Genomic DNA, 26,270 nt, shown 5'->3' on the forward strand with positions numbered 1-26,270 from the left:
AGTTCTCTATCTAAAATAAAAAAACGATAAACCGGAATCTCCTTTGGGAAATAATTAGCTAAGATTTTTATTTTACAGCAAATTGGGAGTTAATAGACTCTTTACCTCTATTATATGCTTGTATATTTATTGGTATCAGTTTTTCTTTTCCTTCAAAGACTTTTTTAAATGCATTTACTACAGCATCTTCACTTACTATGTTTTTCAAACTCATCAATGCTCCAACCATTATGGAATTGGCAATCTTGAGATTTCCCATCTGATTTGCAATATCGTTTGCTGGAATCCTGTATACTTCAATGTCGCTCCTTTGAGGGCCTATGTCTATTAATGAACTATTTATAAGCAGTATGCCACCTGCCACAAGATCTTTTTCAAATCTTTCTAGAGAAGGTCTATTCATTGCCACAACTATCGTTGCCTCGTTTATTATTGGGGATCCTACTGGTTCATCAGATATTGTTACATGACAGTTAGCTGTGCCACCTCTCATTTCTGGTCCATAGGACGGTAACCATGATACATTTTTCCCGTCCATCATACCTGCATATGACATTATAAGTCCCATTGACATGATTCCTTGTCCACCAAATCCTGCAAATATTATTTTTTCATCCATTTTGTTTGACCTCCTCCAAGGTGTTTTTATATACACCTAATGGATAATACGGTTCCATTTTGTCTTTAATCCATTTTAGTGCTTCGTTTGGTGATAAGCCCCAGTTTGTTGGACAGCTTGACAGCACTTCTATCATGGAGAATCCTTTTTTGTTTATTTGTGCTGTAAATGCGTTTTTGATTGCTTTTTTTGCTTGTAGTACGTGTTTTACGTCGTATACTGATACTCTTTCGATGTAGGATGCTCCATCAAGTGTCGACAGCATTTCACACATCTTCACCGGATAACCGTTGTTCCCCGGTTTTCTCCCATACGGTGTTGTAAGTGTTTCTTGCCCTATCAAAGATGTAGGCGCCATCTGTCCTCCTGTCATTCCGTATATGGCGTTGTTTATAAATACCACTGTTATGTTTTCGCCTCTTGCTGCTGCATGTACTGTTTCTGCTGTGCCTATTGCAGCTAGATCGCCATCACCTTGATATGTGAATACAACTCTGTCTGGATGAACCCTCTTTATACCGGTAGCTACTGCTGGTGCTCTCCCATGTGCTGCTTCTTGCATGTCACAGTTAAAATATTCATAGGCAAAAACTGCACACCCTACAGGTGCAACGCCTATTGCTTTGTCTAATACTCCTAGTTCTTCCATTACTTCTGCTACTAACCTGTGGACTATCCCATGTGTACAACCGGGACAGTAATGAAATGGGACATCCGTAAGGCCTTTGGTCTTTTGAAATACGACAGCCATTATTTTGCACCTCCTGATATTTTTCTGATTTCTTCTAGTATAGCTGCTGGTTCTGGTACCATTCCTCCTGCTCTCCCGTAAAAGTACACTGGTTTTCGTCCATTGACTGCTAGCTTTACGTCTTCTACCATCTGTCCCATACTCATTTCTATTGATAGGTATCTTTTAACATAATTCACAGTTTTTTCAAATGGTTCAACTGGGAATGGCCACAGTGATATGGGCCTTATTAGTCCTACGTTTATGTTTTCTCGCTTTGCTAATTCGATTACGTTTTTGGCAACTCTTGCAATTGTGCCATATGCTACCAGTATTATCTCTGCATCTTCACAGTTGGTCATTTCATAACGCACTTCTTCTTTTGAGGCTTTTTCATATTTCTTAAACAGTTCTATATTGTGTTTTTCTAACATTTGTGGATCTAGTTCAAGGGAGTTTATGATGTTTTTTTTCTTTCTTGTACCCATGCCTGTTGTTGCCCATGTTTTTTCTTCTATGTGGTTTTCTCCTTTTTTTATGTTGTCAAAGTCGACAGGTTCCATCATCTGTCCTAACATACCATCTCCCAGTATCATGACTGGATTTCTGTATTTGTCAGCTATGTCGAAGGCTTGTTGGACAAGGTCTGCCATTTCTTGTATTGTTGATGGTGCTAAGACGATTAGTTTGTAGTCCCCATGACCTCCGCCTTTTGTTGATTGGAAGTAGTCTGATTGTGAAGGTTGTATTCCTCCAAGTCCTGGACCACCTCTCATTACGTTGGCTATTACGCATGGTATTTCCGCTCCGGCTATATAAGAGATTCCCTCTTGCATGAGACTTATTCCTGGGCTTGATGAAGTGATTAGGACTCTTGCTCCTGCTCCACCTGCTCCGTATACCATGTTTATGGCTGATACTTCGCTTTCTGCCTGCAGAAATACTCCTCCTACTTTTGGCATTCTTTTTGCCATGTATGCTGTTACTTCGTTTTGTGGTGTTATAGGATAACCAAAATAGTGCCTGCAACCGGCCTGTATAGCAGCTTCTGCTAATGCTTCATTTCCTTTCATCAATACTTTAGCCATTTTTATTTTCCCCCTTTGTCACTTTATAACGGTTATGACTGTATCAGGGCACATGATTGCACAGAACCCACAGCTTATACATTTTTCTATGTTTTCGGGTTTTATTATTGCTGGATGATATCCTTTGACATTTAGCCTGTCTAGATCCATCTCAATTATATGTTTTGGACATGCCTCCAAGCATAGTTCACAGCTTTTGCATAAGTTTTCGTTAAATATGACTTGTTTCATTTTTTTATCATCTCCATCAAATTTTATTCCATGGTGCTTTCATGTATAAATCTATAGGGAATACCTCATAACCCATCTTATTAAGTTTTTCGGCAATATCTCTTTTGGCAGTAGTCATTTTAACAGGTATTCCTGTTATCCTAGACACATCTTCTACTATTTTTTGCCCTTTTATGACATCTTCTATAGATGTATCATATGATAGATGTGTGTTATTAACGAGATGAGTCACTCTAATTCTTGCCGCATTTTCAACAAGTTTTATATATTTTATCACCGAATCTGCGTCTTTCGTAAAAGGCCTATTGACATTTACGATAAATAGGACATCGACATCTTTATTGAATATGATGTTGTGATACTGTCCAAATGCAATTGCCCCTGCATCATCTCCTCCTATGTCAAACACAGCATGCTTTTCTTTATCTTGAATAACACTGTATATATCTCTAGACAATGCTGGTATATCAGCATTCATGTACTTTTCATCAACACCGATTACTTTAATACCCCATTTATCAAAGAGCTCTTTTCTCACCTCTCTGGGGCGAAAATAGGGATTTACTATATCTAGATCTACAATATCTACATTTTGTCCAGTTTCTTTAATATATCTTGCATAATTTATGGCTATTTCAGTCTTGCCTGTACCATAATGTCCAAGAACAATCGTAAGTCTCTTATAATCCATTATAATCATCCTTTGTTTAGCATACTCTTGGCCCATTGCTCTAAAAGAAATAAGCAATAAATTCATTTTATTGAATATTCACATCTACAGTCTCTGGTTTTACTTTAACTATTTTTAGATTTAAATTTGTTGTAACATTTATTGGCAATGTCTGGGTGCCTGGTGAAGCATTTGTTACATCTACATAAGCACTAAATTCACTTGGAGTCGCCGAATTTACTACATTTTCAGGGCCTGTCACTGTTATTACGACATTGGAATTTGAAACAGTCACGTTTTTATTGTCTGCACCCTTCACATCGATATTGCTGAGTGTAATGTCGCTTGTAACTATTTTTTCAATATCGATATACACCTTTGCCGTACTGCCGGTTTTGACAAGACTAATACCATTTGGAAGGTCAAAAGGTACATTTTCAGTGAAAGATGCGTTTTTCCCTGATATATCTATCTGCTTTGTATCAATACTTTTTATAGAATTCAAGACAGAATCTTCTCCTGTAATGTACACATACTCAGGTAGGACGTTAACTTCCGCTACGTCATACCCGTCCATTGGCTTGCCAAATATTTTAGCATTTACAGGCACTCTTATTGCTCTATTTACATCTATCTCAACTTTGATATATTGGGGATTTAAATCAACTCCTTTGACTTCATTGTTATCGCTGTCTACAGCCTCAACTGGAACAGATATATTTACATCCTTTGACTTATTTGACATATCTACTTGAGCAATTACAGTTTTTACTAAGTTAACTTTGCTTTCCGGCCCACTAACTATAACTTCACCAGGGGTCAATATAGCCGGCTTCATTGCATATCCATCCATAACAGTGCCATTTACCTTGACGTGAACAGGCATTTGCACTCTAGCTACTTTATCTACATCCAGCTTTATCTCAGATGGATTTGCTGAAACAAATGTCACATTTTTAGGCAGTGAAATAACTTGTACCGGCACCACATTTATCCCCTTACTTATTATCCTGCTTACATCTGCTTCCACCTGTATATCAGAAGGCCTTACACTCATAACGTCGCTTCTTCTTCCCTTTATTCTCACTGTCACTGTGAAGTTCTTATCACCAACCAATGTCAATCCTTTTTTATCAAGGGTATTCACATTAACAATATTTACAGGAATATTGCCTATATCGTATGATATTTCAGGATTTTTCTCTCCCATAACATAAAGCCATAATATAAAGGCTAAAACAACTGAAAGTATCTTTATTGTGATATTTTTACTCAGCATGTTTATTCCCCCATTTAAACCAATTGGGTCCTTTGCTCTCTTTTACTTTAAACATACTTAGAAGAACTTCCTTCAATGTCTTTATATCCAAATGTCTAGAGATTCTCCCATTTTGAGCCAATGAGATGGTACCTGTCTCCTCAGAAACTATGACTGATACAGCATCTGATATCTCTGTCACTCCTATTGCAGCCCTATGTCTTGTACCAAGCTCTGTGCTTAAATTCTGATTATCAGTAAGTGGCAAAAAACATCCTGCAGCCATTATTCTGTCGCCTCTTATTATAACTGCACCATCATGAAGTGGAGTATTTGGTATAAATGTATTTATTAGAAGCTCGCTAGATATCTTAGAGTCAAGGGATATGCCTGTTTCTATCAGTTCATTTAACCCTGTATTTCTTTCTAAAACTATAAGTGCTCCTATTTTTGATCTAGACAAAAACTGAACAGCATCGCATATCTCACTTATGACATCCTCTATATCCTGAACATCATCGTTTATGATAAAGAAGTTTCTCTTTATGAACTCGCTTCTGCCAAGTGATTCCAAAGCTCTTCGCAGTTCCGGCTGAAATACTATTAAAAGTGCTATCACGCCTACAGTCATTGCATTGCTTAAAATATAATTGACTGTCCTAAGCTGCAGCCATTCACTTAACTTCGTCAATATTAAAAGTATTATAATTCCCTTAAACAACTGTTCTGCTCTCGTTTTTCTTATGACTAAGATAAGGCGATACATTACGTATGCTATTATTGCTATGTCGACAATATCATTTATTTTCATTGTCTTTATTATTTCTATAAGGCCATTGAACAAAAAGCTCACCTCTTGAGGCAAAATTGTAAACTAATATAATTTTAGTACTTGCTCATAATAATTATACAATAATAATCCGCAAAATCCTATAAACTTTAATATTTAAATATAGAAAAAGTCATAGAATGATTGTCATTCTATGACTTCCACTATGATATTTTTTTCTTCAACACGTTTTATAAGAGGATTTATTACATCCCCATGAAGCAGTACTTCAAAAGCAGACCTTAATGATTTGCCAACTATTATCTCTGTAATATCGTTTTCGTTTGCAAATTCAGCTAATGTATCAGATATCTTTCTGCCCACTAATATAGATACTCTGCCACCCAACTTCTGAGCCATCTCAAAGAGTTCAATTAAAATCTTATGTTCTTTCAAATCTTTATATATATCATTGTTTCTATTTACATACACAACACAAAATTCCCCATTTGTCTCTCTTGCCCTCTCTGCTCCTCTTTCAACAAGCCTTCGGCAACTTTTTTGAGGCGTAACGCAAACCATGATCCTGCTTTTTACCCCAGGCTCGTAACTTAAAACCATCAGCAAGCCTCCTATCAGGAGAAATAATAACCACACCAAATATATTATATATTTAAAATAACATTTGTGTCAATCGAACAAATCATCAGAATTATTCATGCTAAACTTTTTCTATTCCTGATATTCCTTTTTAAGTACTCTTTTATATATGCAACATCGTCTTTAGATGGCTCCAAATTTCCATACACCAAATCATTGTATACTTTTGTTACTCTGTCAAAATCTTTAAATCCAGCATTCATGACTCTCTCTTGATATTCTAAAGTTGTTTCACTGTCATCTTTTCTGAGACCTCTTTTCCCTAGTCTTTTAAGTATTTTATTGTAATAATATACATATGCATTTTTATTAGAGCCAAGATATTTTCTTAGCAAAACATATTTAATAGCAGCCACGATGGCTAATATTAATATTGCAATCAATACTACTATGGTTGCATACATATTTCTGCGAGGAATTGTATTGTTTTCTGCCTGGTTTTTGACGATATTACTTTGCGTCTTATTTTGGTTGACACTTGTTTTCGGTATGGCTACATTACCGGTATTGGTATTTGGCTGAGTGGAAGATGGTGTCCCGATATTAGCACCTGCTGCTTGAGAAAATGTCTCGGAATAAATAGCTGTTGGCTCAAATGTAACCCAGCCGCTGTTTTGAAAGTGTACCTCAACCCACGCATGGGCATATGATGCTTCAATATCATAATTATCCCCGAAAATAGGTGGAGGAGGCATTTTAAAGCCTACAACATATCTCGCCGGTATCCCTATAGTCCTTAACATGATAACCATTGAAGTTGCAAAATACGTACAATAGCCTTGCTTCAAATCAAAAAGAAAATAATCGACAAAATCTCTTCCATGTGGTGTTTCAGGAACATCCAGATTGTATTTATACGTATTTCTAAGATACTGCTCAATGGCTTTTACTTTGTCGTAATCAGTCTTCTTATCTTTAGTTATACTTAAGGCCAATTCTTTTACCCTTTCAGGCAAATTATCAGGATATTGAAGATACCTTTTCATATCATCGCTGGTAACAGCTTTATCATTCTCTAAATCTTTGGCACTTATGTCAGGTTTGTAATATTCAACAACATAAGGATTTTTTATCCTTCTTCCCATAGATATCAATGTTAAAGAGCTTTTGTCGTATATATTGTTAATACTTACATGATACGGCTGCCAAGGCGAAAAAATAATATTTGTATTCATCGCTACCGGATAAATTTCTAACTTTTTTATGGTGTATTTTATACCTTTTGAAAAGGCAGGCGGAAAATAATTGTCATTTCCAAAATTGTGCTGGATCTCAGAATTTGTCCATCTGTTGTTCTCATAAGTATCAAAAACTTCACCTCTTAAGTATGTGCTTTCATCAGCTTTTACCCTCATAACAATTTGATCACTTACACTATTCGGCCCACCCAGATCCTGAGAAAATGAACTAAAGTCAGTGCTGAAAGTCGTTGTAGTGCCTTCATTTCCTACACCGTTTCTCCATGTTTTTGTAAATGGAAATGTAGCATAGAATTTATCATTCATTGATTTCCACACAACAGGTTGAAAACTTTTTGGCAGTGCATATGCAATTGCAGTGCTTATAGAAGAAAACACCATCGATATTATAAGCAGGCTTACAATTGACGCTTTGCCATTTCCAGCCTTTTGATAATAATTTATTGACATATTTATAAAACTTACAGCAACATAAAATATTAAATAAATATACGCTTTATCGACATAATTATACCACTGAAAAACACATACTAATACACCGAAAAGCATCGTTAAAAAATAACTCTTTAAGATGCTGTTTAAAAAAGTAATAATCAGTGCAACGACAAAAATACCTAATATAGCAGTCGTCAAAAAATACCTGCTTGTCAATTGGCTAAATCCGTCAGGCCAATTTGTTTCTCCCATATATATGTAAAGCCAATTTATATATCTATCAATATCTACAACGACTTTTGTAAGCACATCCTTCTTCATGTAAAAATAGTATAAATCTACTAAAATGAACAATGAAAGAAATGCTATAATAAGTTGCGGCCGCTTAAAAAGAAATGTCAGTAAAACAACGAATACGGAAGATAAAAATATGATATCAAATATACTTACATTAAAGTTCAAGCCCACAAATATCGACAATGACAGTATTACTGATAAGATAACATTTATAATATATTCAAATATATTGAACTTTTTTGCGTATATCTTCATATTTATCTCCCCAAGGAATAAGTTTTATTCGCAAACAATCTAATTTTCTTTTTATTTCTTCTTTTACTGGCTCTTTATTTGTATAAAATATAATTACATTTTGATGCAAATTAATATTTGACAGTGTAAATACAGTTCTTTCATCAACATATGGTGTAATTATCGCCAATGTAGACTCTCTAGAAACACATCTTATATTATTCAATAGTTTTTCATTGAAATCACTATCATAAGTCGGAAACAATTTAAGAGTCAATAATTTAAAAATACTAAAATCTTTTATGCTTTTGCATTTCGCCAAAAGATTGTTTGATTCATAATCGACAAGGCTTACAGGTACACCATTGGAAAGGCAATATTTTGCAATGGAAAGTACACACTCTGCCGTTTTTTCGTCTATCATTCCATTATAGTCCTCTTTGTAATGCTGTCTATACAAATCCCATATTATAAAAACTTCATTTGATGCCGTATATTCATATTCTTTTACATACAATTTCTGTAGTTTTGCAGATATTCGCCAATGAACCCTTTTAAGGCTATCACCGTCAATGTATTCTCTTAAATTTGATAAGTTTGTATAATCTTCGTATTGCTTATTTTTGCCTTCAGCTCTACCTATTTCCGCAATTGCAGGCAGCTCAATCGAAATATCATATACGTTGGGATATACAATTATCTTATGCTTTTTATTAAACGTCTTTTTAACCTCAAATATGCCAAAAGGGTCCCTTAATTTTATTTTAACAGGACCTATCTTATATATCCCCCTTCTTTTACACTCGATGCTTCTTTTTATTGCTTTCTTTTGAAATGGATTTAAATTCGTCGTTATGGGAAAAAAGCTTTCATTTTTATCATCAATAGCTATAAATATCAAAGGTAGAAACCATTTATTTTTAATCTTTATCTTGTATCCAATTTTATCTCCAACATGGATTTCACTGTCTTTTATATCAATTTTTAGCTCGATTGATTCTCTACCTATTATGGAATATAAAACACTTAATAATAAAATTGATGAAAGAGCAAAGAAGATGTAATAAAGTATTTCTCCCCCAGTAAATATTGCAAACAGAAAAGATACTGTTGTAAATGACAACAAAAGAATAAAATTACGCATATTTCTTTACCACCGGAACTTTTGTCACATTCAAGATATCTTTTATCACACTTCTCTCATCAAGGTCATTAAATCTCGCTTCATTTTTTAATATTATTCTGTGTGACAGAACTGGCACGCTTAAATATTTCACATCATCAGGCAGAACATAATTGCGTCCTTCTATAAAAGCCTTGGCTTGCGACGCCTTCATCAAACTAATTGCCGCTCTCGGACTTGCTCCTAGAAGCACAGTCGATAAATTTCTGGTATTGTTGACAATCGTAATAATATAATCAAGAATGCTGTCATCAACATAGACAGACTTTACTTCATCTTGCATTTTCAATATTTCCATTATCGATACAACAGGCTTTAAATTTTCAAGAGGATCTAACTCCTCAAACCTTTTAAGCATCTCAATCTCATGTTTAATATCTGGATATCCTAAATTGACTTTAATCATGAATCTGTCTAGCTGTGCTTCGGGAAGTCTAAATGTACCATCGTATTCAATAGGATTTTGTGTGGCGATTACCATAAAAGGCCGAGGCAACATGTAAGTCTTTCCATCTACTGTAACCTGCCTTTCCTCCATTGCCTCCAAAAGACTTGATTGTGTTTTAGGTGATGTTCTGTTTATCTCATCAGCCAGCAATATTTGACTCATTATAGGTCCTTGTTTAAACTCAAATACTCCTTTTTCTGGATTGTAAATAGAAACGCCAATAACATCGGATGGCAATAGATCTGGCGTAAATTGTATTCTCTTAAAATCAGCATTAATTGACTTCGCCAATGCTTTAACTAATGATGTCTTCCCAACTCCTGGAACATCTTCTATGAGAACATGTCCACCAGATAAGAGTGCCACCAACACCAATTTCACTTCTTCTGTCTTTCCTATTATCACTTTGTTTATATTGTCAATAATTTTAACTATCGTTTCCATAATTCCTCCATAGTTTTTAATATCTGTAATACACAAATATTTTATCCAAATTCTATAGTTTCTTTACTATAAGTATACAAAAAAAATTTTCCTTAAACAAGGATGTAGAAATTCAATCATGATTTTTCTTTAAAATATCTAAGAATGCCTTTAAATATAGCCCATGCAATTTTATACTGGTATTTTTCGTCATTTAAAAGTTTCTCTTCTTCCGGATTGGACATAAAACCGCACTCGATAATGACAGCAGGCATCTCTGCATGTCTTAATATGTAAAAAGTGCTTGTTTCTTTTGCCATTCTGTCATTATTAGGATCTAAAGTTTTTTTCAATTCGTCTTGTATTATCTCTGCCAGAAGCTTACCTTCTTTTGAATTTTTTTGATAAAAAACCTGTGCACCTTTATATTTAGGATCGGGAAAACTATTAAGATGAATGCTCAACAAAATATCTCCTTTCACATCATTGCCAGCATACACCCTGTTTTTTAAATCTTTCATTATATCGCTATCAGTTAGTGTATCGTCTTCCCTCGTCATAAGTGCGATACCACCGCTTTCTTCTATTAGGTTCTTAAGTTTTGAAGCTATTTCCAGGTTAAGCTCATCTTCATCTTTTCCATATTTCCCAGGCTTACCAGGATCATTTCCTCCATGCCCAGCATCGATTATCACTATTTTATTCATTACAGGAATGTAATTTATAGTTTCAATTGATTTATTCAAAAAAGTGATAATGAAGACAAGTAGAAGTATTAAGCCGGAAAGTAGCAAGTATCTATTAGGTTTCATCCACATTACTCCTTTATCTTTTTACTGGATATAGTTAATTACATTATAAAATATTCAGATTTCAATATAACTATGTCACCATAAGATTTAAATTACATATTATGAATAGAGAAAGGAGGAATCAATATGATTACTTTAGAGTTTACGTATGTTGTAAAGTCAGGTGATACTTTATTTTCAATTGCTAAGAAATTTAATACTTCTGTCGAATCGATAATATCGAGAAACAATATTGTAAATCCATCCCTTATATACCCCGGTCAAACCCTCATAATACCTGTTACCGGAGTATACTATACAGTAATGCCAGGTGATACAGTTTATATGATAGGGCAAAAGTTTGGCGTTTCATATGAATCTATAATTTATGTAAATAACATACTATATCCCTATACAATATATCCCGGACAAATGCTATTCGTACCTGGTGCTAATAAACTTATACAAACTGAGTCAGAAACACATCAAATGTACTCTACACCATCGATGACCTCAATGGGTGAAATGTACAACATGCCGCCGTCAGCACCTACGACGCAATATATGCCTTGTCCGACCTATTATGTTGTACAGCCAGGAGATACTTTATGGAGTATATCAAATAGATTCGGTATTTCATTAGATGAGATATTAAAGGCAAATTATTTTGCAGATCCTAATATGATCTATCCAGGTCAAACTATCATCATCCCATGTCCATCAAAAGCTGTACCTATGCCACCTTCACCACCTGTATATGAACATCCAAAGGAAGGCAGAATGGTATACGTAGTAAAACCCGGTGATACTCTTTATACAATCGCTATGAGATTCAATACAACTGTAGATGCTATCCTGAGGGCTAATCCTGATATCCAAAATCCTTCACTTATATACCCGGGACAGAGAATAATAATACCTGTTGTAAAAGAATCTGAAAATAATGGCAATCCTCAAGCGCAGAATGAAAATAAATCAGAAAAAGACAGTGAAAAAACAGATGAAGATAGAGAGAAAAAAGCAAGTGAAGATAACGATGAAAAAGGAAAGACCATCCAATAACTGGATGGCCTTTTTTACTCCAGACTATCTATATATTTTTCTGCCACATAAGCTGCAATAGCACCATCTGCAGTAGCGGTTACTACCTGCCTCAATGTCTTCTTTCTGACATCTCCTGCAGCAAAAACACCCGGTATATTTGTTTTCATGTCTTCATCAGTTAATATATAACCATACTCATCTGTATCTACAATACCTTTTACTAAATCGGAATTCGGGCTTAAACCTATAGCAATAAACACACCGTCAACCTTTAGAGTGCTTTCTTCATTCGTCTTGACATTTTTTAAAATCAGTCCTTCAACACCGTATTCTCCTTGTATGTCCTTAACAACAGTATCCCAAATGAATTCTATTTTAGGATTTGCAAATGCTCTATCTTGAAGAGTTTTTGAAGCTCTCAGCTTATCTCTTCTATGAATAACATAAACCTTTTTTGCAAATTTAGTCAAATAATTGGAGTCTTCCATGGCAGTGTCTCCACCACCTACAACTGCAACTACCTGATCTTTATAAAAGGCACCATCGCAAGTAGCACAATATGAAACACCAGAGCCTCTGAATTTTCTCTCTTTATCAAAGCCTAATTCTTTAGGTGTTGCTCCTGTTGCCAATATTATTGCTTTTGCCTCATATGTCTTCTTATTTGTGGTTACCTTCTTTACTTTGCCTGTTATATCGAGGCCTACAACTTCTTCATTGTAAATCTGCAGTCCATATCTTTTTGCCTGCGCTTCCATTTTATTTATTAGGTCAGGGCCGCTGATTCCGTCGAAGCCTGGATAGTTTTCTATCTCATATGTTGTTACAATTTGGCCTCCTACATACATCTGCTCTATCATGACAGTATCTAACTTAGATCTGCAAGCATAGAGTCCTGCAGCAAGTCCTGCCGGCCCACCGCCTAGTATGATTAGATCGTACATACAATAATCACTCCTATCACAATACAATAATGGAAGTAGTTCAATACTACTTCCATTATTGTACCATATTTTTTTGATTTTACATAACGCCGGCTGGCTGTCTGAATTTATTTTTCGTCTCCTGTATTTCTTGCAGTTGTGCCGGCTTTACTGAATACCAACCTCTTTGATTAATAGCATTCCATACTTGCTTTTGTTCTTCAAATGTTGAATTTAAAGCATTAATAAAATCCCTTTTGAGGCTTTCATTGGCAGCTTCAGTCGCTGCATGCGAGAGTACCTCGATAGCAAGTTTGTAATCGCCCAGCACTCCCATCATAATGTCTTTATCTGTTATACCTGTATTACTTATCATATGTACACCTCCTCATCCTAAATTTTTCACAATAGAGTTAAAACTATTTTGACATCTGCTGGCTAAATTCTGGCAAAGTGCTTTTAGTTGCTGATCCTTAAGTCTTGTGGCACTATCGTTTAAACACTTTACCATATGCTCTTGAAGCGAAAGCACATCATCTAGATACATCAATTCTTTGCTTGTTATCTGTGGCAATTCAATTCCTCCTTTCATAAGTTTCAAATTTAATATGCGCATATGAAAAAAAAATATACGACGATGCCGTATATTTTTAAATTCTCATTTGATATATCCTTTTCTCTTCAATTTCTCGATATGCTCATTCAACTTTTCATCAATACTTATACTATATTGATCCTCCAAGACAAACATCATAGATACAGCTACTTGCGCAACATCCAGAAGTTCTTCTGAGATTTTCTCTGCCACATCCTTATTAGACATTGTTATATTTTCTCCATTTAATCCTCTAAATTTGCCTATCGCCTGCGCTAACTCTCCCGCTTCTTCCATAAGCTTCAATGCAGTAGACTCCAAGGAAGGCTTAAGGTTATTAAGTTGAGGTAAACTTATAGCTTTATACTTTGTCTCCATATCATCACCACCTTATGACTGTTTCCTTCTGGCTAAAAACTTTGATACTTCAGGTGTTTTTTCTTTAATGAGATCAAGCATTTTGTATGAAATATTTCTTATGTCCCACTGGGCTTCAGGTGTACATCTTAAATTAGCAAAATGGTCAAATGCCCACAGATCTGTATCCATCAGTACAATCCTTCTATGCGCATTTGTAACGATGTAAGGACATACATTAGGTAATTTTTCAGACAACTCCATGTACAATTTTTCAGATTCATCAATTGCCCTTTTTAGCACATCAACACACCCAGCTTTTTCGACATTGGGTGGTACAGTATATCCATTTTCAATCGTAGGTTTATAAGCATTGAAATTAATCATTCTGTGTCTTAACAATTGATGCCATGCCGCTTCACTTATTTTTAACTGAAATTTATACCTTACAGCTCTAAAAGGTTCTATCAGATGATCAAACTGATCCAGCTTTGATGCTGCAGATTCTACTATAGAAGCCTTTTCTTCTCTGCTAAGAGCTTTAACCGTTTTTATTATTCCATCAATAGGTTTTCCAGTGTATGAAAAGAGAATATGCATTGATAGTATATCAAGAAATGTCATTTCGCCGTTCTTACCTGTATAATCAATCAACTCAACATCTGATGTTTCTGGATCATTATTAAAATTATAACCCTTAGCTATTTTCTCCATATCTTTATTAACAGCCAATTGATATTTTGACGGGCTTAAATGTCTCATCATGCTTGGTGCTATTTTTTCTGCTTCATTTATGATATTCTCTGCTAATACTTCCGCTTCTTTTGTGCCATGAGATAGCAGTTTTCTTATTATATCTTGTAAGTCAAGAGCATTTAACGCGACAGCAAAGCTGGTTTTAGCAGACAGTAAAAGTGCATATCGAGCATCTTCAAAAGCTATTTTGCTTATTCTATTTATGTAGGATTTATCACTTTCATGCTCATTCCTCTCGACAGTTGACTTCAAAAATTCCGTAAGTTCAGATATAAGAGCTTCATATGCATCAAAAGAAATATTCCAAACTTTTATAAACTTTTCCTTTAAATCCGGATAATCTTCAAGTTCTGGAGGAATTATAAACCTGTCTCTGGTTGGCCTTTGATATCTTTGGCTCCATTCAATAAACGAAGGCCTTTTATTCATCAGTTCTATGTCACCAGATAAGTATCTAGAAGTATCCTCTATACAAAGATGCATCAAATTCTGTTCTGCTATGGAAGAATGGCCAAACTTTTCTACCCACTTTTCATGAAAAGCCTTGGCTTTCTGTATCGCCACATCCATCGGAATTTCAGAAGTCGTAAGAAAATCATTTATATCAAGATCTCCTGATGTCAGAGACTCTAATATATTTAACCTCCAGCTAGTATCCTTCCTGCTTACTTTAGAATTGATAGGAGGGATTATAAACTCTGGCAGTGAATGTATAAAATAAACCGGGCCGTATAAATTCGTCACAAATTTTTTTAATAACCTTTCTTCACCTTCCGTCAATTTTCTCATTAACATATTAAAACTCCTCTCAAACTTAATTATATATAAATTATATCGCAAAAAATGTTTTTAAGGTATATTAAAAGGAGCCGCGAAAGCTCCTTCTCTAGTCTATTTTATTTTCAATATAAAAATGGTGACCCATCCGCGATTCGAACGCGGGACACCCTGCTTAAAAGGCAGGTGCTCTGCCGACTGAGCTAATGGGTCATATTTGGTGGAGGGAGATGGATTCGAACCAGCGAAGGCAAATGCCAACAGATTTACAGTCTGCCCCCTTTAGCCACTTGGGTATCCCTCCAAGATTATTTAGCAAATCTCAACAACGACTTTTTTATTTTATAATAAATATCAAACATTGTCAAGTATAGTAAGCTTAAAAAAAATCTTCACTCGATAGAATTTTTGTGTCAATTATGATGATGGAGAAAGGCCGCTTAAAAATAAATAAGCAGCCTTTAATTTACCATATCATATTGTTTTAAAAGCAGTTTTTGTATATGGACATTACTTCTTCTAGTGACAGCTTATACGGGTCAACCTGAAATAGTCCTCCCATTGTATCCATTGCATTTTTAGCTAGTTTTTCTACTTCATCTTCTTTAACCCCAAAGCCTGACAAGCTTAAATCTTCCATTCCTATATTTTTAATTAATTTTTTTAGACCTTTTATAAAAGACATAGCTTGCTCTTCTTTTGTAGCACCATTTATATCTTCGCCCATGGCTTTTGCAATATCCACAAATCTATCAGGAACTTTTGAAGCCATAAAGCTAAAGTAAGATACAGATAACATTATAAGACCCGCTCCATGTGGTATATCAGGGTGATATGCACTTAAAGCATGTTCCATCGAATGATGCGAAATACATGATGACAATGATTCTACTATTCCCGCTGCCGTACTTGCCCATGCCAATGCTGTACGAGCCTCAATATTGTTTCCATCCTCCACAGCTTTTGGAAGATTCTCTGTAATAAGGCTTATTGATTGAAGTGCTAAAACATCGCTTCCTGGTTGATTGACAGTTGCGAGATATCCTTCTACAGAGTGGAAAAATGCATCCATGCCTTGATAAGCAGTAAATTTCGGCGGAATAGACACCATCAATTCAGGATCAACGATGGAAAGTGTAGGATATGTATACTTGCACCCAAAACCAATCTTCTCATTCGTCTCTGTCTTCGTCACAACAGCCCATGGATCAGATTCTGTGCCTGTACCTGCAGTTGTCGGTATGGCAACTATAGGCAATGCCCCGTTTTTGACTTCCATGCCTTTTCCGCTTCCGCCGGATACATAGTCCCAATAGTCACCAGGATTCTTAGCCATGACAGCTATAGCTTTTGATGAATCTATTGTGCTGCCGCCACCTAATCCTATGACAAAATCACATCCATTCTCCTTAGCCAATTTTGCACCTTCTGCAACATGCTCTGCAATTGGATTAGGTAATATTTTATCATAGACGACGTAATCAACCCCATTTTGTTTTAAGTAATTAACAACTCTATCCAGATAACCATGCTTTCTCATTGAATTGCCACTACCTATGACCAATAAGGCTTTCTTGCCCGGCAATTTAACAGTAGCTAGCTTTTCCAGTGTGCCTGGTCCAAAAATAATTTCTGTCGGCATGAAATAAGTAAAATTAGTTTTCATATATATACCCCCTTAACTGGCATTTAAATTATAATTTTCACTACCTATAATTTATTATGATATTACAAAAAGTAAAAGTCAATAAAGAGACAATATTAATTAGTTGAAAATATTAATAAACTTTAATTTTTACTCATATCGCAAAGCTTCAATTGGCTTTAGTCCTGCTGCCTTGTTGGCAGGATACATTCCAAAGAACAGCCCTATTAAGAGGGAAAACGAAAATGATATTATTATCGTGTTTATTGAAGGGCTTACTGTCATGTTCATAAAATGCCCCATCAAGTACGATGCTATAAAACCAAAAATTACTCCTACTATTCCTCCAACTCCACTTATCGTCAGTGATTCTATCATAAACTGCAGCAGTATGTCTTTTTTCTTTGCTCCTAATGCCTTTCTTATGCCTATCTCTCTCGTCCTTTCTGTTACTGATACTAACATTATGTTCATTATGCCTATGCCGCCTACTATTAGCGCTATTCCTGCTATTCCTCCCAGCATCATTGATAATGTGTTGCTTACACTATTTACTGTTGATAAGAGGTCTGATTGATTTAGTATTCTATATGCATTTGTATCTCCTTTGAATATGGTGTTTAGCATGTTTTCTACATGATATTGTGCTATGTTTACGTATTGTTCTTCAGTTGCACTTAGGTATATCTGCGTTATTCCTCTGTTTCTCTGAAATACGAACATTGTCTTTATTGGTATGAATATTGAGTCGTCGTACGAGTTTGATATTGACGAACCGCCTGATGCTAATACTCCTACTACTGTGAAGTTGTTTCCGTCCAACTTGATTGTCTTGCCCAGTGGGTCTGTGAATCCAAATAGATCGCTGGCTACATTGCTTCCTATTACAGCTACTTTCTGTCTCATGTCATTGTCTATTGATAGTATGAATCGTCCTTCTTTTAGTTTTAAATTTCTCAGTGACATGTAGTTTTCATTTACCCCGTTTATGTTTTCTTCGTATGATTGGTCTCCGTACTTGGCATATACGTTTGCACTCATTATTGGTGATATTTCTTTTATGTATGGGGAGTCTCCTATTGACATAGCTTGGTTGTAGGACAGGGATGTATCCATACCCCTGCCCATTATTGATACCATTATCAGGTTTGACCCCATGCTTTTTATCTGGGATGTTACTCCTTCTGTTGCTCCTTGTCCTAAGCTTACTAGTCCTATTACTGACATTACGCCTATTACTATTCCAAGCATGGTCAGAAATGATCTTAGTTTGTTGTCTATTATGCTCTTTAAGGACATTTTTATTGCTTGCATCAACGCCATTTTACACACTTCCTTTTATTCATATATTTTGCCGTCCATGATTTTTACAGTTCTCTTTGCTTGGTTTGCTACGTTTATGTCGTGTGTTATCAGTATTATGGTATTACCTCTTTCGTTTAGCTCTTTTATTATTTTCATGACTTCTTTCCCGCTTTGGGAGTCCAGGTTTCCCGTTGGTTCGTCTGCTAGTATAAGGTGTGGGTTGTTGGCTAGAGCTCTCGCTATTGCTACTCTCTGTTGCTGTCCTCCTGATAGTTCCGTAGGTCTATGGTGTATTCTTTTTTCCAGCCCTACCATCGTCAATAGTTCAACTGCTCTATTGTATCTTTCTTTTGCAGGTATACCTTTGTATATCATTGGCAGTTCTACATTTTCTAATGCTGACAGCTTCTGAAGAAGATTAAAGCTTTGAAATATAAATCCTATTTCGCTGGACCTTAATTCAGCAAGTTCGTTTTCATTAAGCTCCCTCGTGTCGTTTCCATTTAGGTAATACTCTCCTTCTGTCATGACATCAAGGCACCCTATTATATTCATCAGTGTTGATTTTCCTGAGCCTGATGGTCCAACAATTGATACAAATTCTCCTTCATCAACGGTTAAGTTTACGTTGTCAAGGGCTTTTACTATATTGTCTCCCATCTTGTATATTTTTGATAGGTTTTTCATCGTAATCACATTTTTGTTTCTTTCTCTATTTTCTTCCATAGTTAATTTCTACTCCTATTCCCGCCAGATTGTTGTCTCACTATAAAACCAGCTCCTCCCGATCCTCCGCTAAAGCCTCTGTTTCCAAAGTTTCCGCCACCAAAACTACTAAAACCACTACGATTATTATTATTTGTCGAAGATGTCGCAGCACCAAATATCAATACTTTATCACCGTCATTCAACCCACTCAATATTTCTATATATTTGTCATTGTAAAGTCCTGTTTGAACTTGCTTTATATTCCTTGCCTGTTCTCCATTACTATTTGAGTTATTTTCATTATACAAGATTACATACTTGTTATTTCCATTCGTCTGAACTGCTTCTATAGGGAGCAGCAATGTGTCTTCTTTCTGGGCAACAACGATGGACACATTCATAGTTTGACCAAGCTTTAGTTTATCTGTATACGGCAGTGATACAGTTACATCATACGATGCTACATTGTTTTGTATTGTTGGTATTGATGATATTTCTGTCACAGTTCCCTCAAATGTCTCTCCTTGTAAGTCATCTGTTGTAAGCGTTGCTTTCTGCCCTATCTTTATCTTGCTTATATCTATTTCGTCTATTGGCACATCTACAGAATAATTATTGTTATTTACTATTACTGCTGTATCTGATTGATCAGTAACAGACGAAAGATTGCTTACAGAGGTACTGCTGCTGTTGCTTGTATTAAAATTGCCTCCAGAATTACCGCTGGAACTGTAATTTGAACTTGATTGACCAGACAGTTCATCACCTTCGTTTATATTCTGCGATATAATAACTCCGTCAATAGGTGCATAAATATTCAAAGAATTTATCTGATTTTGAATATTATCATAATTGCTCTGCGCTTGCTGCAACTTTAAATTGTCATTTTTAATTTGTATATCATTTACATCACTCGTTAATGTAGCTATTAATGTTCCAGCGCTTATTTTCTGTCCTTCTTTTACATTTATACTTGCAATTGTTCCCTGTATTGACGCTGTCACGGTATTTGAATTTTTAACACTTAATGTTCCATTTTGAATTGCTCTTTCATCACCAACATTGGTATGTACGGTTACCTGTACTGTCATACCATCTGTCAATGCACCCTGATTTGGCAGGCTTACTGTAACATAATAATATGATGCACCATTAACAGGTACCGCTTGTGTTGATACATCCGTTACAGTTCCTTTTACTGTAGTATACGAATTATAAAGATAAACATCTGCACTCTGTCCAACCTTTATATTATTTATTTGCGAACCATTAAAGGGAACTTTTATAGATGCATTTGAATAATCAGTTATAACAGCTATCACCGTTCCAGGATTTACATCTTGACCTACTTTCACATTTATACTATCGACGATACCTGAATACGAAGATATTATATTTTGCTTTGAAATAGTATCATTATAAGACTTTGTGTCGTTATCAAGTTGTTCTTGCGCTAATTCTAAATTTATTAAAGCATCTTGAAGTTGCTGGTTCAAATTGTCATCCTCTATTTGATATAACAGTTCACCAGCTTTTACCTTATCTCCTACTTTATGATAGACTTTTTTTACTGTACCATTACCTTTTAAAGTTATCACTCTCTTGTCTGCATCGAGATTTCCTGTTCCATCTATATGCATTGATATATTACCACGTGTAACTGTTACATACGGCGTTCTTGCCACTGTTGGTGTAGATCTTTTTCTCGCAAAATAATAAGTTGTACCTGCAATGATAATTAAAATTACGATGATGGCTATGTATCTTTTTTTCATTATTTTGACAACCTTCCTTTCATCTAAAATCCATATAAATTTGATTTTATATTAATTATATATAATAATTTTATCAAATAATTGAACAATTTGTTAATTTTATGTGGCAAAAATAAAGCAAAATTTGTACTTGATAAAAATTTATTTTCATGTTATATTATATAGGTGTAGTGCTGGCATAGCTCAGTCGGTAGAGCAGTTGATTCGTAATCAACAGGTCAAGGGTTCAAGTCCCTTTGCCAGCTCCAGCTTTTAGAACATCAAAAAGCTCTTTGATTGCGAGTTGAAAAAGTATAAAAGATAAATTTACGTTGTAAAAAAATCCTGCCTTGAGCAGGATTTTAATTTATATTGATTTTAAAAATATTAATTATTTGAAAAGTTGTGCTATTTCTGAGAGTGAACTAATACCCCCATATAGAGTTAAAATGAATACTAAAATTCCTAATATCGTAAATATAGGTGGATGTTGATAATCTCTTATGATTTTTTTATTTCGAGAAGCTAAAAGCATTGAACCAAGAGTTAATGGCAGTATTAATCCATTTATTGCGCCCGCAAATATTAGTAAAGTTACAGGTTTTCCTACAATTACAAAGACAACAGTGCAAAAAACTATAAACCAAATAATATATTTTTCAAAGTATTTATCTACAGATTTAAAGAATGTTCTTATGAAAGAAAGGGAAGTGAAGGAACATCCTACAACTGAAGTAGTTGCTGCGGCCCATAATACTAGGCCAAACATCTTGTAGCCAAAAGTTCCTGCTACTGTGAGAAAAGGAGTAGCCGCTGGATTAACAGAGTCAAATTTTACACCCTTTATAGCGATTCCTAGAGCCCCAAAAAATAGTACATATCTCATTATGGCTGCCACAATTATTCCTAAAGTGGCACTTTTTGTAGCATTGTTTACAGCTTCAATACCCTTCACACCACCTTGTAGTAAACGATGCCCACCTGCAAATGTTATGTAACCGCCAACACTACCACCGATTAATGTAATTATAGGAAGAAATTCAATTTTTTTAGGTGTAACTGTTCTAATAATGACTTCACCTACGGGAGGATGTGCTGCTATTGCCACATATGTCGCTAACAAAATCATTAGAGCTCCTAAAACTTGTGCAAATCTATCCATTACATTTCCAAATTCTTTAGATAAAAAGATTGCAATAGCAATTATTGCAGAAATAGCTGCGCCTATACGTGGATCTATCCCAAACATAGTGTTAAAAGCCATGCCTGTACCTGCAATATTCCCTATGTTAAATGCAATTCCTCCTATAAATACTAAAAAGGCTATAAAATATCCTAAGCCATGGAAAACGTCATTAGCTATTTCCTGTCCATACTTTCCCGCTGCTATGATTATTCGCCATATATTCACTTGAGCTATAATATCTACAATAATAGTGATGAGAATTATTGTACTAAAACTTGCAAGGTATTTCTCTGTAAACACTGCCGTTTGAGTCAAGAATCCTGGCCCTATAGCAGAAGTAGCCATTAGAAATGCTGCCCCTATTAACATGCTTGAAGAATATTTGCCTCTTTTCAAAATACACCTCTCCTTTTTAATACATATGCAATAATTTATGTATGTTTTAAACTTTTTGTTTAAATTAGAGTACTTATCTTCTTATAATAGCGAGGACCTTTAAAAATATGTCAAAGTGGTTCCACACCGACATCATAATATCTCTCGTTTACTTTTACCTTAAAATATTTTAATACTTTCAAAGTTTCCTTAATCTTATTTATTTTGTTTTCAGTTTCTGCAAGAATTTTATGCGCCTCAGAAAGGTCAATAGTTCTAAATCTTATTTTGTCTCCTGGTTTTAATTGAGCAAGTTTTGACAAATCAAATGAAATAACTGTTGCTATTTTTTTATAGCCACCCGTAGTTTGGGCATCTTTCAATATTATAATTGGTTTTCCATTTCCAGGAATTTGAATAGCACCCGGTAAAATCCCATCCGTAATTATGTCATGCCCTTCCTTAGCTTTAATTTCAGGCCCTTCAAGTCTGTAACCCATTCTATCAGAATCTTTTGTAATTACATATGTAGAAGTCAAAAAAATTTTTACAGCTTCTTCACTGAAATAATCGTCTTGTGGTCCTAATATTACTCTTATCTCTTCTTCATTAGAATAAGAAGGTATATATTCATCTCGGACTTTTTTCGCTTGAAGTCCTGGCTTAGAAACTCCACCCTCAAGGACATCATCTTTTTCTATCTGTCTCCCATTTATCCCCCCTAACTTTCCTCTAATGTAAGTAGAAACACTATTCATTATTAAGTCTCCTTTAAATCCTCCTGCCACTGCAAGATATGCTCGACAGCCAGACTTTATTGGCCCAAAAGATACAATGTCACCTTTCTGTACAGGAAATGAAGACCAACATGGTCGTGGAAAACCATTCACTAAAGGTTGAATCTCAGCACCAGTTACTGAAATCATAGCATCATTTAAAGCTTCGAAAGTTGGCCCCATCAATGTTATTTCCAGACATGGAGCATTTTCATCGTTTTCCACTAATATATTGGCGATTCTTAAAGCAAATTCATCCATCGCTCCCGATGTAGGAACTCCTTGACTTTCATATCCAAATCTACCCATATCTTGAACAGTTGTAAAGAGACCTGGATTTAATACTTTAAAGTATTTCAACCTTTTCACCTACTTTATAAAATCCTTTCTTTTTTTCAAAAATTACTTTTAACCCTACATCTTAAATTTTATTTCAATAATTTAAATAATTTTTTATAATCACACATAATCACATATCTTAATTTGATAAGTTTTCATTTCTATTTCTTTTTTAATTCTGTAATACTCTTCTTCTGTTATCTGCACAAATTTTATGTAATTACCTGATTCAAAGAGAATCGGTTTTTCTCTATCTGGGTCATATAATTTTACTGGAGTTTTCCCTATTATCCTCCAGCCGCCAGGGCTAGAAAGCGGATAAATGCCTGTTTGGTTACCTGCAATGCCTACTGACCCAGCTTCTATCTCAGTTCTCGGATTTTCTAATCGTGGAGTAGCAATTTTTTCAGACATACCTCCTAAATACGCAAATCCCATTGTGAAACCAACCATATAAATTCTATAAAGAGGTTGTGTATGAATACTTATTACTTTCTCAGAAGTTATGTTATGGTATTTAGCTACGAAATCTAAATCTGGTCCAAATTCTCCCCCATACACTACTGGAATTTCATATATTTTAGGCCTAAATTCTTCTGAATTTTCATTCTCATTCTTATCATTTAATTCAATCAATTTTAATAGTTCATCGTAAGCAATTTTAAAATGATCATATTTAATAAGCAAGGATCTATATGTTGGAATCATAGAAATGATTCCCCCACATTTTTCTTTTTTTAACATCCTATAAAGATTTACTACTTTCTTATTGCATTCCTCGCTTATTTCATTTCCAAATTCAACTATAATAGCTTTATCACCACACAAGAGAATTTTAGGTTTTTCATACATTGAAAATCAGCTCCCTGTATTATAAAAACTTACCCATTGGTATTATTTCAACTCCATTTTCTTCTAAAATCTTTTTTATTTTTTTAGTAAACTCTACAGCCTTGGGATTATCACCATGGACACATATAGTATCAACTTTCACTTTTACAATGGTACCATCTATAGCCTCACATACTCCTTTTTTAACCATTTGAAGTACTCTTCTACAAGCCAATTCCTCATCATGTATAATAGCATTAGTAAGCTTTCTTGAAACTAAAGTACCATCAGAATTTATGTTTCTATCGGCAAAAACCTCACAAGCAAATCTCAACCCTACTTTTTCAGCAGCCATCTGCATGGCTGTATTAGGCATCCCAATGCATATAAGATTTTCATTTACTGAAGCTATTGCCTCTGCAATTGCTATAGCAAGTTTTTCATCTACTGCAGCCATGTTATACAAGGCTCCATGTGTTTTTACATGTTGCAGTTTGATTCCAAAACTTGTTGCAAATGCCTGTAGTGCACCAATTTGATATATAATATAATTCTTCACATCTGTAAGTGATACATCCATATTTCTTCTTCCAAACCCCAATAAATCAGGAAATCCAGGATGAGCACCTACACCTACAGCATTTTTACTACATTTTGCAACAGTATTTGACATCACATTAGGATCACCTGCATGAAACCCACAAGCAATATTTGCAGAAGAAATATATTTTACTATTTCATCATCCATACCTATTTTATAAACACCAAAATTTTCTCCAATGTCACTATTAATATCCACTTGATATTTCATAAGCTTCCCTCTTTCTATTTTTATAGAATTAACGTAATAAAGCAATGATTAATTAAAGCATAAAAACATAAATATTAAAAATAAAACAAAGGCACACCTATAAAAATAAAACACCTTTGTCCCACTGCAAGATTTATTCTATTTTTAAACACCAAAAACCCTACTTTAAAGACTAAAATCGCAGTTTCCATAAGCTTTACAATAGAAATGGTATCACATTTTTATTTCAAGTTCAAGTAATTTCTTATTATGGTTTGTAGTCAAAGAGTAATTATAAATAATCTTGATTAAAAACCCCACTATAGGAGGTACTATCATTTTAGCCATATTATTGCTGTTTTCTATATTAGTTATTTTAATTAAATTAAATATCAAAAATTAGCTGAATGAGTATTTGCCTATAATATAGTTAAGAACTTAAACTCCTTTGTTAAATAACTTTAAGAATATTAAGAACATTTTTGATTGCAAACAACCTATAATAAAAAAGCCTCAACAGATTTGTTGAAGCTTCTATTTCCTGCTGGTGCCTCGAAGTGGAATCGAACCACTGACACAGGGATTTTCAGTCCCTTGCTCTACCGACTGAGCTATCGAGGCATATGTATGATAATGGCGACCCAAAAGGGGCTCGAACCCTCGACCTCCAGCGTGACAGGCTGGCGCTCTAACCAACTGAGCTATTGGGCCGCAATAATTATTTAATTTTATGGTGGGCCTTCAGGGACTCGAACCCCGGACCAATCGGTTATGAGCCGACCGCTCTACCAACTGAGCTAAAGGCCCTTAATTTTGGTGACCCCGACGGGATTCGAACCCATGTTACCGCCGTGAAAGGGCGATGTCTTAACCACTTGACCACGGGGCCACGTATTGGCTCCTCAGGTAGGGCTCGAACCTACAACCTACCGGTTAACAGCCGGTTGCTCCACCATTGAGCTACTGAGGAATATATTATCCGGCAGCGACCTACTCTCCCGAGTTATCAGTACCATCGGCGCTGGAGGGCTTCACTTCCGTGTTCGGTATGGGAACGGGTTTTTAACCTCCGCT

General features: G+C 35.1%; 26 protein-coding genes, 8 tRNA genes and 1 rRNA gene. 2 read left to right on the forward strand and 33 right to left on the reverse strand.

Translation table 11 applies throughout. The annotated features are described in order from the left end of the window. Nucleotides 1-67: 67 nt before the first annotated feature. The 12 genes from J2Z80_RS10185 to cwlD form a co-directional block, all read right to left on the reverse strand. Nucleotides 68-619: a 2-oxoacid:ferredoxin oxidoreductase subunit gamma family protein gene (locus J2Z80_RS10185; RefSeq protein WP_209454294.1), complete on the reverse strand. Its 552-nt coding sequence runs from the start codon at nt 617-619 to the stop codon at nt 68-70. Next, a complete protein-coding gene (locus J2Z80_RS10190) occupies nt 612-1,370 on the reverse strand; it encodes a thiamine pyrophosphate-dependent enzyme (protein WP_209454295.1) in 759 nt (252 codons plus the stop codon). The genes J2Z80_RS10185 and J2Z80_RS10190 overlap by 8 nt, the downstream gene beginning before the upstream one ends. Then, nucleotides 1,370-2,437, reverse strand: coding sequence for a 3-methyl-2-oxobutanoate dehydrogenase subunit VorB (locus J2Z80_RS10195; protein WP_209454296.1), 1,068 nt, complete (start codon nt 2,435-2,437; stop codon nt 1,370-1,372). Before J2Z80_RS10195 ends, J2Z80_RS10190 begins: the two co-directional genes overlap by 1 nt. A gap of 18 nt (nt 2,438-2,455) precedes the next feature. Beyond that, a complete protein-coding gene (locus J2Z80_RS10200) occupies nt 2,456-2,668 on the reverse strand; it encodes a 4Fe-4S binding protein (RefSeq protein ID WP_209454297.1) in 213 nt (70 codons plus the stop codon). A 16-nt stretch (nt 2,669-2,684) separates the two neighbouring features. Continuing rightward, nucleotides 2,685-3,359, reverse strand: a complete 675-nt coding sequence (locus J2Z80_RS10205) for a hypothetical protein (protein WP_209454298.1) — start codon at nt 3,357-3,359, stop codon at nt 2,685-2,687. 67 nt (nt 3,360-3,426) lie between these two features. Then, nucleotides 3,427-4,617 carry a CdaR family protein gene (locus J2Z80_RS10210; RefSeq protein WP_209454299.1) on the reverse strand — a complete coding sequence of 397 codons (1,191 nt, stop codon included), beginning with the start codon at nt 4,615-4,617 and terminating at the stop codon, nt 3,427-3,429. After that, on the reverse strand, nt 4,607-5,440 hold the full coding sequence (gene cdaA, locus J2Z80_RS10215; RefSeq protein WP_280953186.1) for a diadenylate cyclase CdaA: 834 nt from the start codon (nt 5,438-5,440) through the stop codon (nt 4,607-4,609). Before cdaA ends, J2Z80_RS10210 begins: the two co-directional genes overlap by 11 nt. A gap of 132 nt (nt 5,441-5,572) precedes the next feature. Continuing rightward, nucleotides 5,573-5,986 (reverse strand): universal stress protein, encoded by a 414-nt coding sequence (locus J2Z80_RS10220; protein WP_209454300.1) that lies wholly within the window; start codon nt 5,984-5,986, stop codon nt 5,573-5,575. Nucleotides 5,987-6,081: 95 nt separating this feature from the next. After that, a complete protein-coding gene (locus J2Z80_RS10225; protein WP_209454301.1) occupies nt 6,082-8,211 on the reverse strand; it encodes a transglutaminaseTgpA domain-containing protein in 2,130 nt (709 codons plus the stop codon). Then, nucleotides 8,177-9,334, reverse strand: a complete 1,158-nt coding sequence (locus tag J2Z80_RS10230; protein WP_209454302.1) for a DUF58 domain-containing protein — start codon at nt 9,332-9,334, stop codon at nt 8,177-8,179. Before J2Z80_RS10230 ends, J2Z80_RS10225 begins: the two co-directional genes overlap by 35 nt. After that, on the reverse strand, nt 9,327-10,265 hold the full coding sequence (locus tag J2Z80_RS10235; RefSeq protein ID WP_209454303.1) for an AAA family ATPase: 939 nt from the start codon (nt 10,263-10,265) through the stop codon (nt 9,327-9,329). The genes J2Z80_RS10230 and J2Z80_RS10235 overlap by 8 nt, the downstream gene beginning before the upstream one ends. 116 nt (nt 10,266-10,381) lie before the next feature. After that, a complete protein-coding gene (gene cwlD / locus J2Z80_RS10240) occupies nt 10,382-11,056 on the reverse strand; it encodes an N-acetylmuramoyl-L-alanine amidase CwlD (RefSeq protein WP_209454304.1) in 675 nt (224 codons plus the stop codon). A 126-nt stretch (nt 11,057-11,182) separates the two neighbouring features. Between cwlD and J2Z80_RS10245 the strand changes: the two genes are divergently transcribed. Beyond that, nucleotides 11,183-12,097, forward strand: a complete 915-nt coding sequence (locus tag J2Z80_RS10245; protein WP_209454305.1) for a LysM peptidoglycan-binding domain-containing protein — start codon at nt 11,183-11,185, stop codon at nt 12,095-12,097. Nucleotides 12,098-12,111: 14 nt separating this feature from the next. Here the strand turns inward: J2Z80_RS10245 and trxB are convergent, their stop codons facing one another. From trxB to J2Z80_RS10300, 11 genes are all read right to left on the reverse strand, one after another. Continuing rightward, nucleotides 12,112-13,023 carry a thioredoxin-disulfide reductase gene (gene trxB / locus J2Z80_RS10250; protein WP_209454306.1) on the reverse strand — a complete coding sequence of 304 codons (912 nt, stop codon included), beginning with the start codon at nt 13,021-13,023 and terminating at the stop codon, nt 12,112-12,114. A gap of 79 nt (nt 13,024-13,102) precedes the next feature. Continuing rightward, nucleotides 13,103-13,378, reverse strand: coding sequence for a spore coat protein (locus J2Z80_RS10255; protein WP_209454307.1), 276 nt, complete (start codon nt 13,376-13,378; stop codon nt 13,103-13,105). A gap of 12 nt (nt 13,379-13,390) precedes the next feature. Next, nucleotides 13,391-13,576, reverse strand: a complete 186-nt coding sequence (locus J2Z80_RS10260; protein ID WP_013297019.1) for a hypothetical protein — start codon at nt 13,574-13,576, stop codon at nt 13,391-13,393. Nucleotides 13,577-13,660: 84 nt separating this feature from the next. After that, nucleotides 13,661-13,975, reverse strand: a complete 315-nt coding sequence (locus J2Z80_RS10265; RefSeq protein ID WP_209454308.1) for a MazG-like family protein — start codon at nt 13,973-13,975, stop codon at nt 13,661-13,663. Between the two features lie 12 nt (nt 13,976-13,987). After that, nucleotides 13,988-15,505, reverse strand: a complete 1,518-nt coding sequence (locus tag J2Z80_RS10270; RefSeq protein ID WP_209454309.1) for an FAD-dependent thymidylate synthase — start codon at nt 15,503-15,505, stop codon at nt 13,988-13,990. Between the two features lie 119 nt (nt 15,506-15,624). Next, a tRNA-Lys gene (locus J2Z80_RS10275) sits at nt 15,625-15,700 on the reverse strand. Between the two features lie 5 nt (nt 15,701-15,705). Next, nucleotides 15,706-15,791, reverse strand: a tRNA-Tyr gene (locus J2Z80_RS10280). A 180-nt stretch (nt 15,792-15,971) separates the two neighbouring features. Next, a complete protein-coding gene (locus J2Z80_RS10285) occupies nt 15,972-17,153 on the reverse strand; it encodes an iron-containing alcohol dehydrogenase (RefSeq protein WP_209454310.1) in 1,182 nt (393 codons plus the stop codon). 129 nt (nt 17,154-17,282) lie between these two features. Beyond that, nucleotides 17,283-18,455 (reverse strand): ABC transporter permease, encoded by a 1,173-nt coding sequence (locus J2Z80_RS10290; RefSeq protein ID WP_209454311.1) that lies wholly within the window; start codon nt 18,453-18,455, stop codon nt 17,283-17,285. A gap of 15 nt (nt 18,456-18,470) precedes the next feature. Further along, on the reverse strand, nt 18,471-19,163 hold the full coding sequence (locus J2Z80_RS10295) for an ABC transporter ATP-binding protein (RefSeq protein ID WP_209454312.1): 693 nt from the start codon (nt 19,161-19,163) through the stop codon (nt 18,471-18,473). Between the two features lie 2 nt (nt 19,164-19,165). Next, nucleotides 19,166-20,920, reverse strand: coding sequence for an efflux RND transporter periplasmic adaptor subunit (locus J2Z80_RS10300; protein ID WP_209454313.1), 1,755 nt, complete (start codon nt 20,918-20,920; stop codon nt 19,166-19,168). A 172-nt stretch (nt 20,921-21,092) separates the two neighbouring features. On the opposite strand from J2Z80_RS10300, the gene J2Z80_RS10305 reads away from it, so the two are divergent. Further along, a tRNA-Thr gene (locus J2Z80_RS10305) sits at nt 21,093-21,168 on the forward strand. 122 nt (nt 21,169-21,290) lie between these two features. Here the strand turns inward: J2Z80_RS10305 and J2Z80_RS10310 are convergent. From J2Z80_RS10310 to rrf, 10 genes are all read right to left on the reverse strand, one after another. Continuing rightward, nucleotides 21,291-22,481: an NRAMP family divalent metal transporter gene (locus J2Z80_RS10310; RefSeq protein ID WP_245301268.1), complete on the reverse strand. Its 1,191-nt coding sequence runs from the start codon at nt 22,479-22,481 to the stop codon at nt 21,291-21,293. A 110-nt stretch (nt 22,482-22,591) separates the two neighbouring features. Continuing rightward, nucleotides 22,592-23,605, reverse strand: coding sequence for a 5-oxoprolinase subunit C family protein (locus tag J2Z80_RS10315; protein ID WP_432422715.1), 1,014 nt, complete (start codon nt 23,603-23,605; stop codon nt 22,592-22,594). A 90-nt stretch (nt 23,606-23,695) separates the two neighbouring features. Next, a complete protein-coding gene (gene pxpB, locus J2Z80_RS10320; protein ID WP_209454315.1) occupies nt 23,696-24,427 on the reverse strand; it encodes a 5-oxoprolinase subunit PxpB in 732 nt (243 codons plus the stop codon). A gap of 19 nt (nt 24,428-24,446) precedes the next feature. Further along, nucleotides 24,447-25,217, reverse strand: coding sequence for a LamB/YcsF family protein (locus tag J2Z80_RS10325; protein WP_209454316.1), 771 nt, complete (start codon nt 25,215-25,217; stop codon nt 24,447-24,449). A gap of 524 nt (nt 25,218-25,741) precedes the next feature. Then, nucleotides 25,742-25,817, reverse strand: a tRNA-Phe gene (locus J2Z80_RS10330). A 13-nt stretch (nt 25,818-25,830) separates the two neighbouring features. After that, nucleotides 25,831-25,907: transfer RNA gene (locus J2Z80_RS10335), tRNA-Asp, on the reverse strand. Nucleotides 25,908-25,927: 20 nt separating this feature from the next. Next, nucleotides 25,928-26,003: transfer RNA gene (locus J2Z80_RS10340), tRNA-Ile, on the reverse strand. A 7-nt stretch (nt 26,004-26,010) separates the two neighbouring features. After that, nucleotides 26,011-26,085: transfer RNA gene (locus J2Z80_RS10345), tRNA-Glu, on the reverse strand. Between the two features lie 6 nt (nt 26,086-26,091). Further along, a tRNA-Asn gene (locus J2Z80_RS10350) sits at nt 26,092-26,166 on the reverse strand. Between the two features lie 7 nt (nt 26,167-26,173). After that, nucleotides 26,174-26,270: ribosomal RNA gene (rrf, locus tag J2Z80_RS10355) — 5S ribosomal RNA — on the reverse strand; the annotation flags it as partial.

It is taken from the genome of Thermoanaerobacterium butyriciformans (assembly GCF_017874545.1).
Classification (GTDB): Bacteria; Bacillota; Thermoanaerobacteria; order Thermoanaerobacterales; family Thermoanaerobacteraceae; genus Thermoanaerobacterium; species Thermoanaerobacterium butyriciformans.

Excerpts from the sequence above, each read along its gene's own strand:
- J2Z80_RS10205 (WP_209454298.1), bottom strand. The coding sequence starts at position 3,359 with ATGGATTATAAGAGACTTACGATTGTTCTTGGACATTATGGTACAGGC.
- J2Z80_RS10195 (WP_209454296.1), bottom strand. The coding sequence starts at position 2,437 with ATGGCTAAAGTATTGATGAAAGGAAATGAAGCATTAGCAGAAGCTGCT.
- J2Z80_RS10230 (WP_209454302.1), bottom strand. The coding sequence starts at position 9,334 with ATGCGTAATTTTATTCTTTTGTTGTCATTTACAACAGTATCTTTTCTG.
- J2Z80_RS10185 (WP_209454294.1), bottom strand. The coding sequence starts at position 619 with ATGGATGAAAAAATAATATTTGCAGGATTTGGTGGACAAGGAATCATG.
- J2Z80_RS10210 (WP_209454299.1), bottom strand. The coding sequence starts at position 4,617 with ATGCTGAGTAAAAATATCACAATAAAGATACTTTCAGTTGTTTTAGCC.
- trxB (WP_209454306.1), bottom strand. The coding sequence starts at position 13,023 with ATGTACGATCTAATCATACTAGGCGGTGGGCCGGCAGGACTTGCTGCA.
- J2Z80_RS10290 (WP_209454311.1), bottom strand. The coding sequence starts at position 18,455 with ATGGCGTTGATGCAAGCAATAAAAATGTCCTTAAAGAGCATAATAGAC.
- J2Z80_RS10270 (WP_209454309.1), bottom strand. The coding sequence starts at position 15,505 with ATGTTAATGAGAAAATTGACGGAAGGTGAAGAAAGGTTATTAAAAAAA.
- J2Z80_RS10235 (WP_209454303.1), bottom strand. The coding sequence starts at position 10,265 with ATGGAAACGATAGTTAAAATTATTGACAATATAAACAAAGTGATAATA.
- cwlD (WP_209454304.1), bottom strand. The coding sequence starts at position 11,056 with ATGAAACCTAATAGATACTTGCTACTTTCCGGCTTAATACTTCTACTT.
- J2Z80_RS10285 (WP_209454310.1), bottom strand. The coding sequence starts at position 17,153 with ATGAAAACTAATTTTACTTATTTCATGCCGACAGAAATTATTTTTGGA.
- J2Z80_RS10225 (WP_209454301.1), bottom strand. The coding sequence starts at position 8,211 with ATGAAGATATACGCAAAAAAGTTCAATATATTTGAATATATTATAAAT.
- J2Z80_RS10220 (WP_209454300.1), bottom strand. The coding sequence starts at position 5,986 with ATGGTTTTAAGTTACGAGCCTGGGGTAAAAAGCAGGATCATGGTTTGC.
- J2Z80_RS10190 (WP_209454295.1), bottom strand. The coding sequence starts at position 1,370 with ATGGCTGTCGTATTTCAAAAGACCAAAGGCCTTACGGATGTCCCATTT.
- pxpB (WP_209454315.1), bottom strand. The coding sequence starts at position 24,427 with ATGTATGAAAAACCTAAAATTCTCTTGTGTGGTGATAAAGCTATTATA.
- J2Z80_RS10245 (WP_209454305.1), top strand. The coding sequence starts at position 11,183 with ATGATTACTTTAGAGTTTACGTATGTTGTAAAGTCAGGTGATACTTTA.
- J2Z80_RS10200 (WP_209454297.1), bottom strand. The coding sequence starts at position 2,668 with ATGAAACAAGTCATATTTAACGAAAACTTATGCAAAAGCTGTGAACTA.
- J2Z80_RS10325 (WP_209454316.1), bottom strand. The coding sequence starts at position 25,217 with ATGAAATATCAAGTGGATATTAATAGTGACATTGGAGAAAATTTTGGT.
- J2Z80_RS10300 (WP_209454313.1), bottom strand. The coding sequence starts at position 20,920 with ATGAAAAAAAGATACATAGCCATCATCGTAATTTTAATTATCATTGCA.
- J2Z80_RS10265 (WP_209454308.1), bottom strand. The coding sequence starts at position 13,975 with ATGGAGACAAAGTATAAAGCTATAAGTTTACCTCAACTTAATAACCTT.
- J2Z80_RS10295 (WP_209454312.1), bottom strand. The coding sequence starts at position 19,163 with ATGGAAGAAAATAGAGAAAGAAACAAAAATGTGATTACGATGAAAAAC.
- J2Z80_RS10255 (WP_209454307.1), bottom strand. The coding sequence starts at position 13,378 with ATGATAAGTAATACAGGTATAACAGATAAAGACATTATGATGGGAGTG.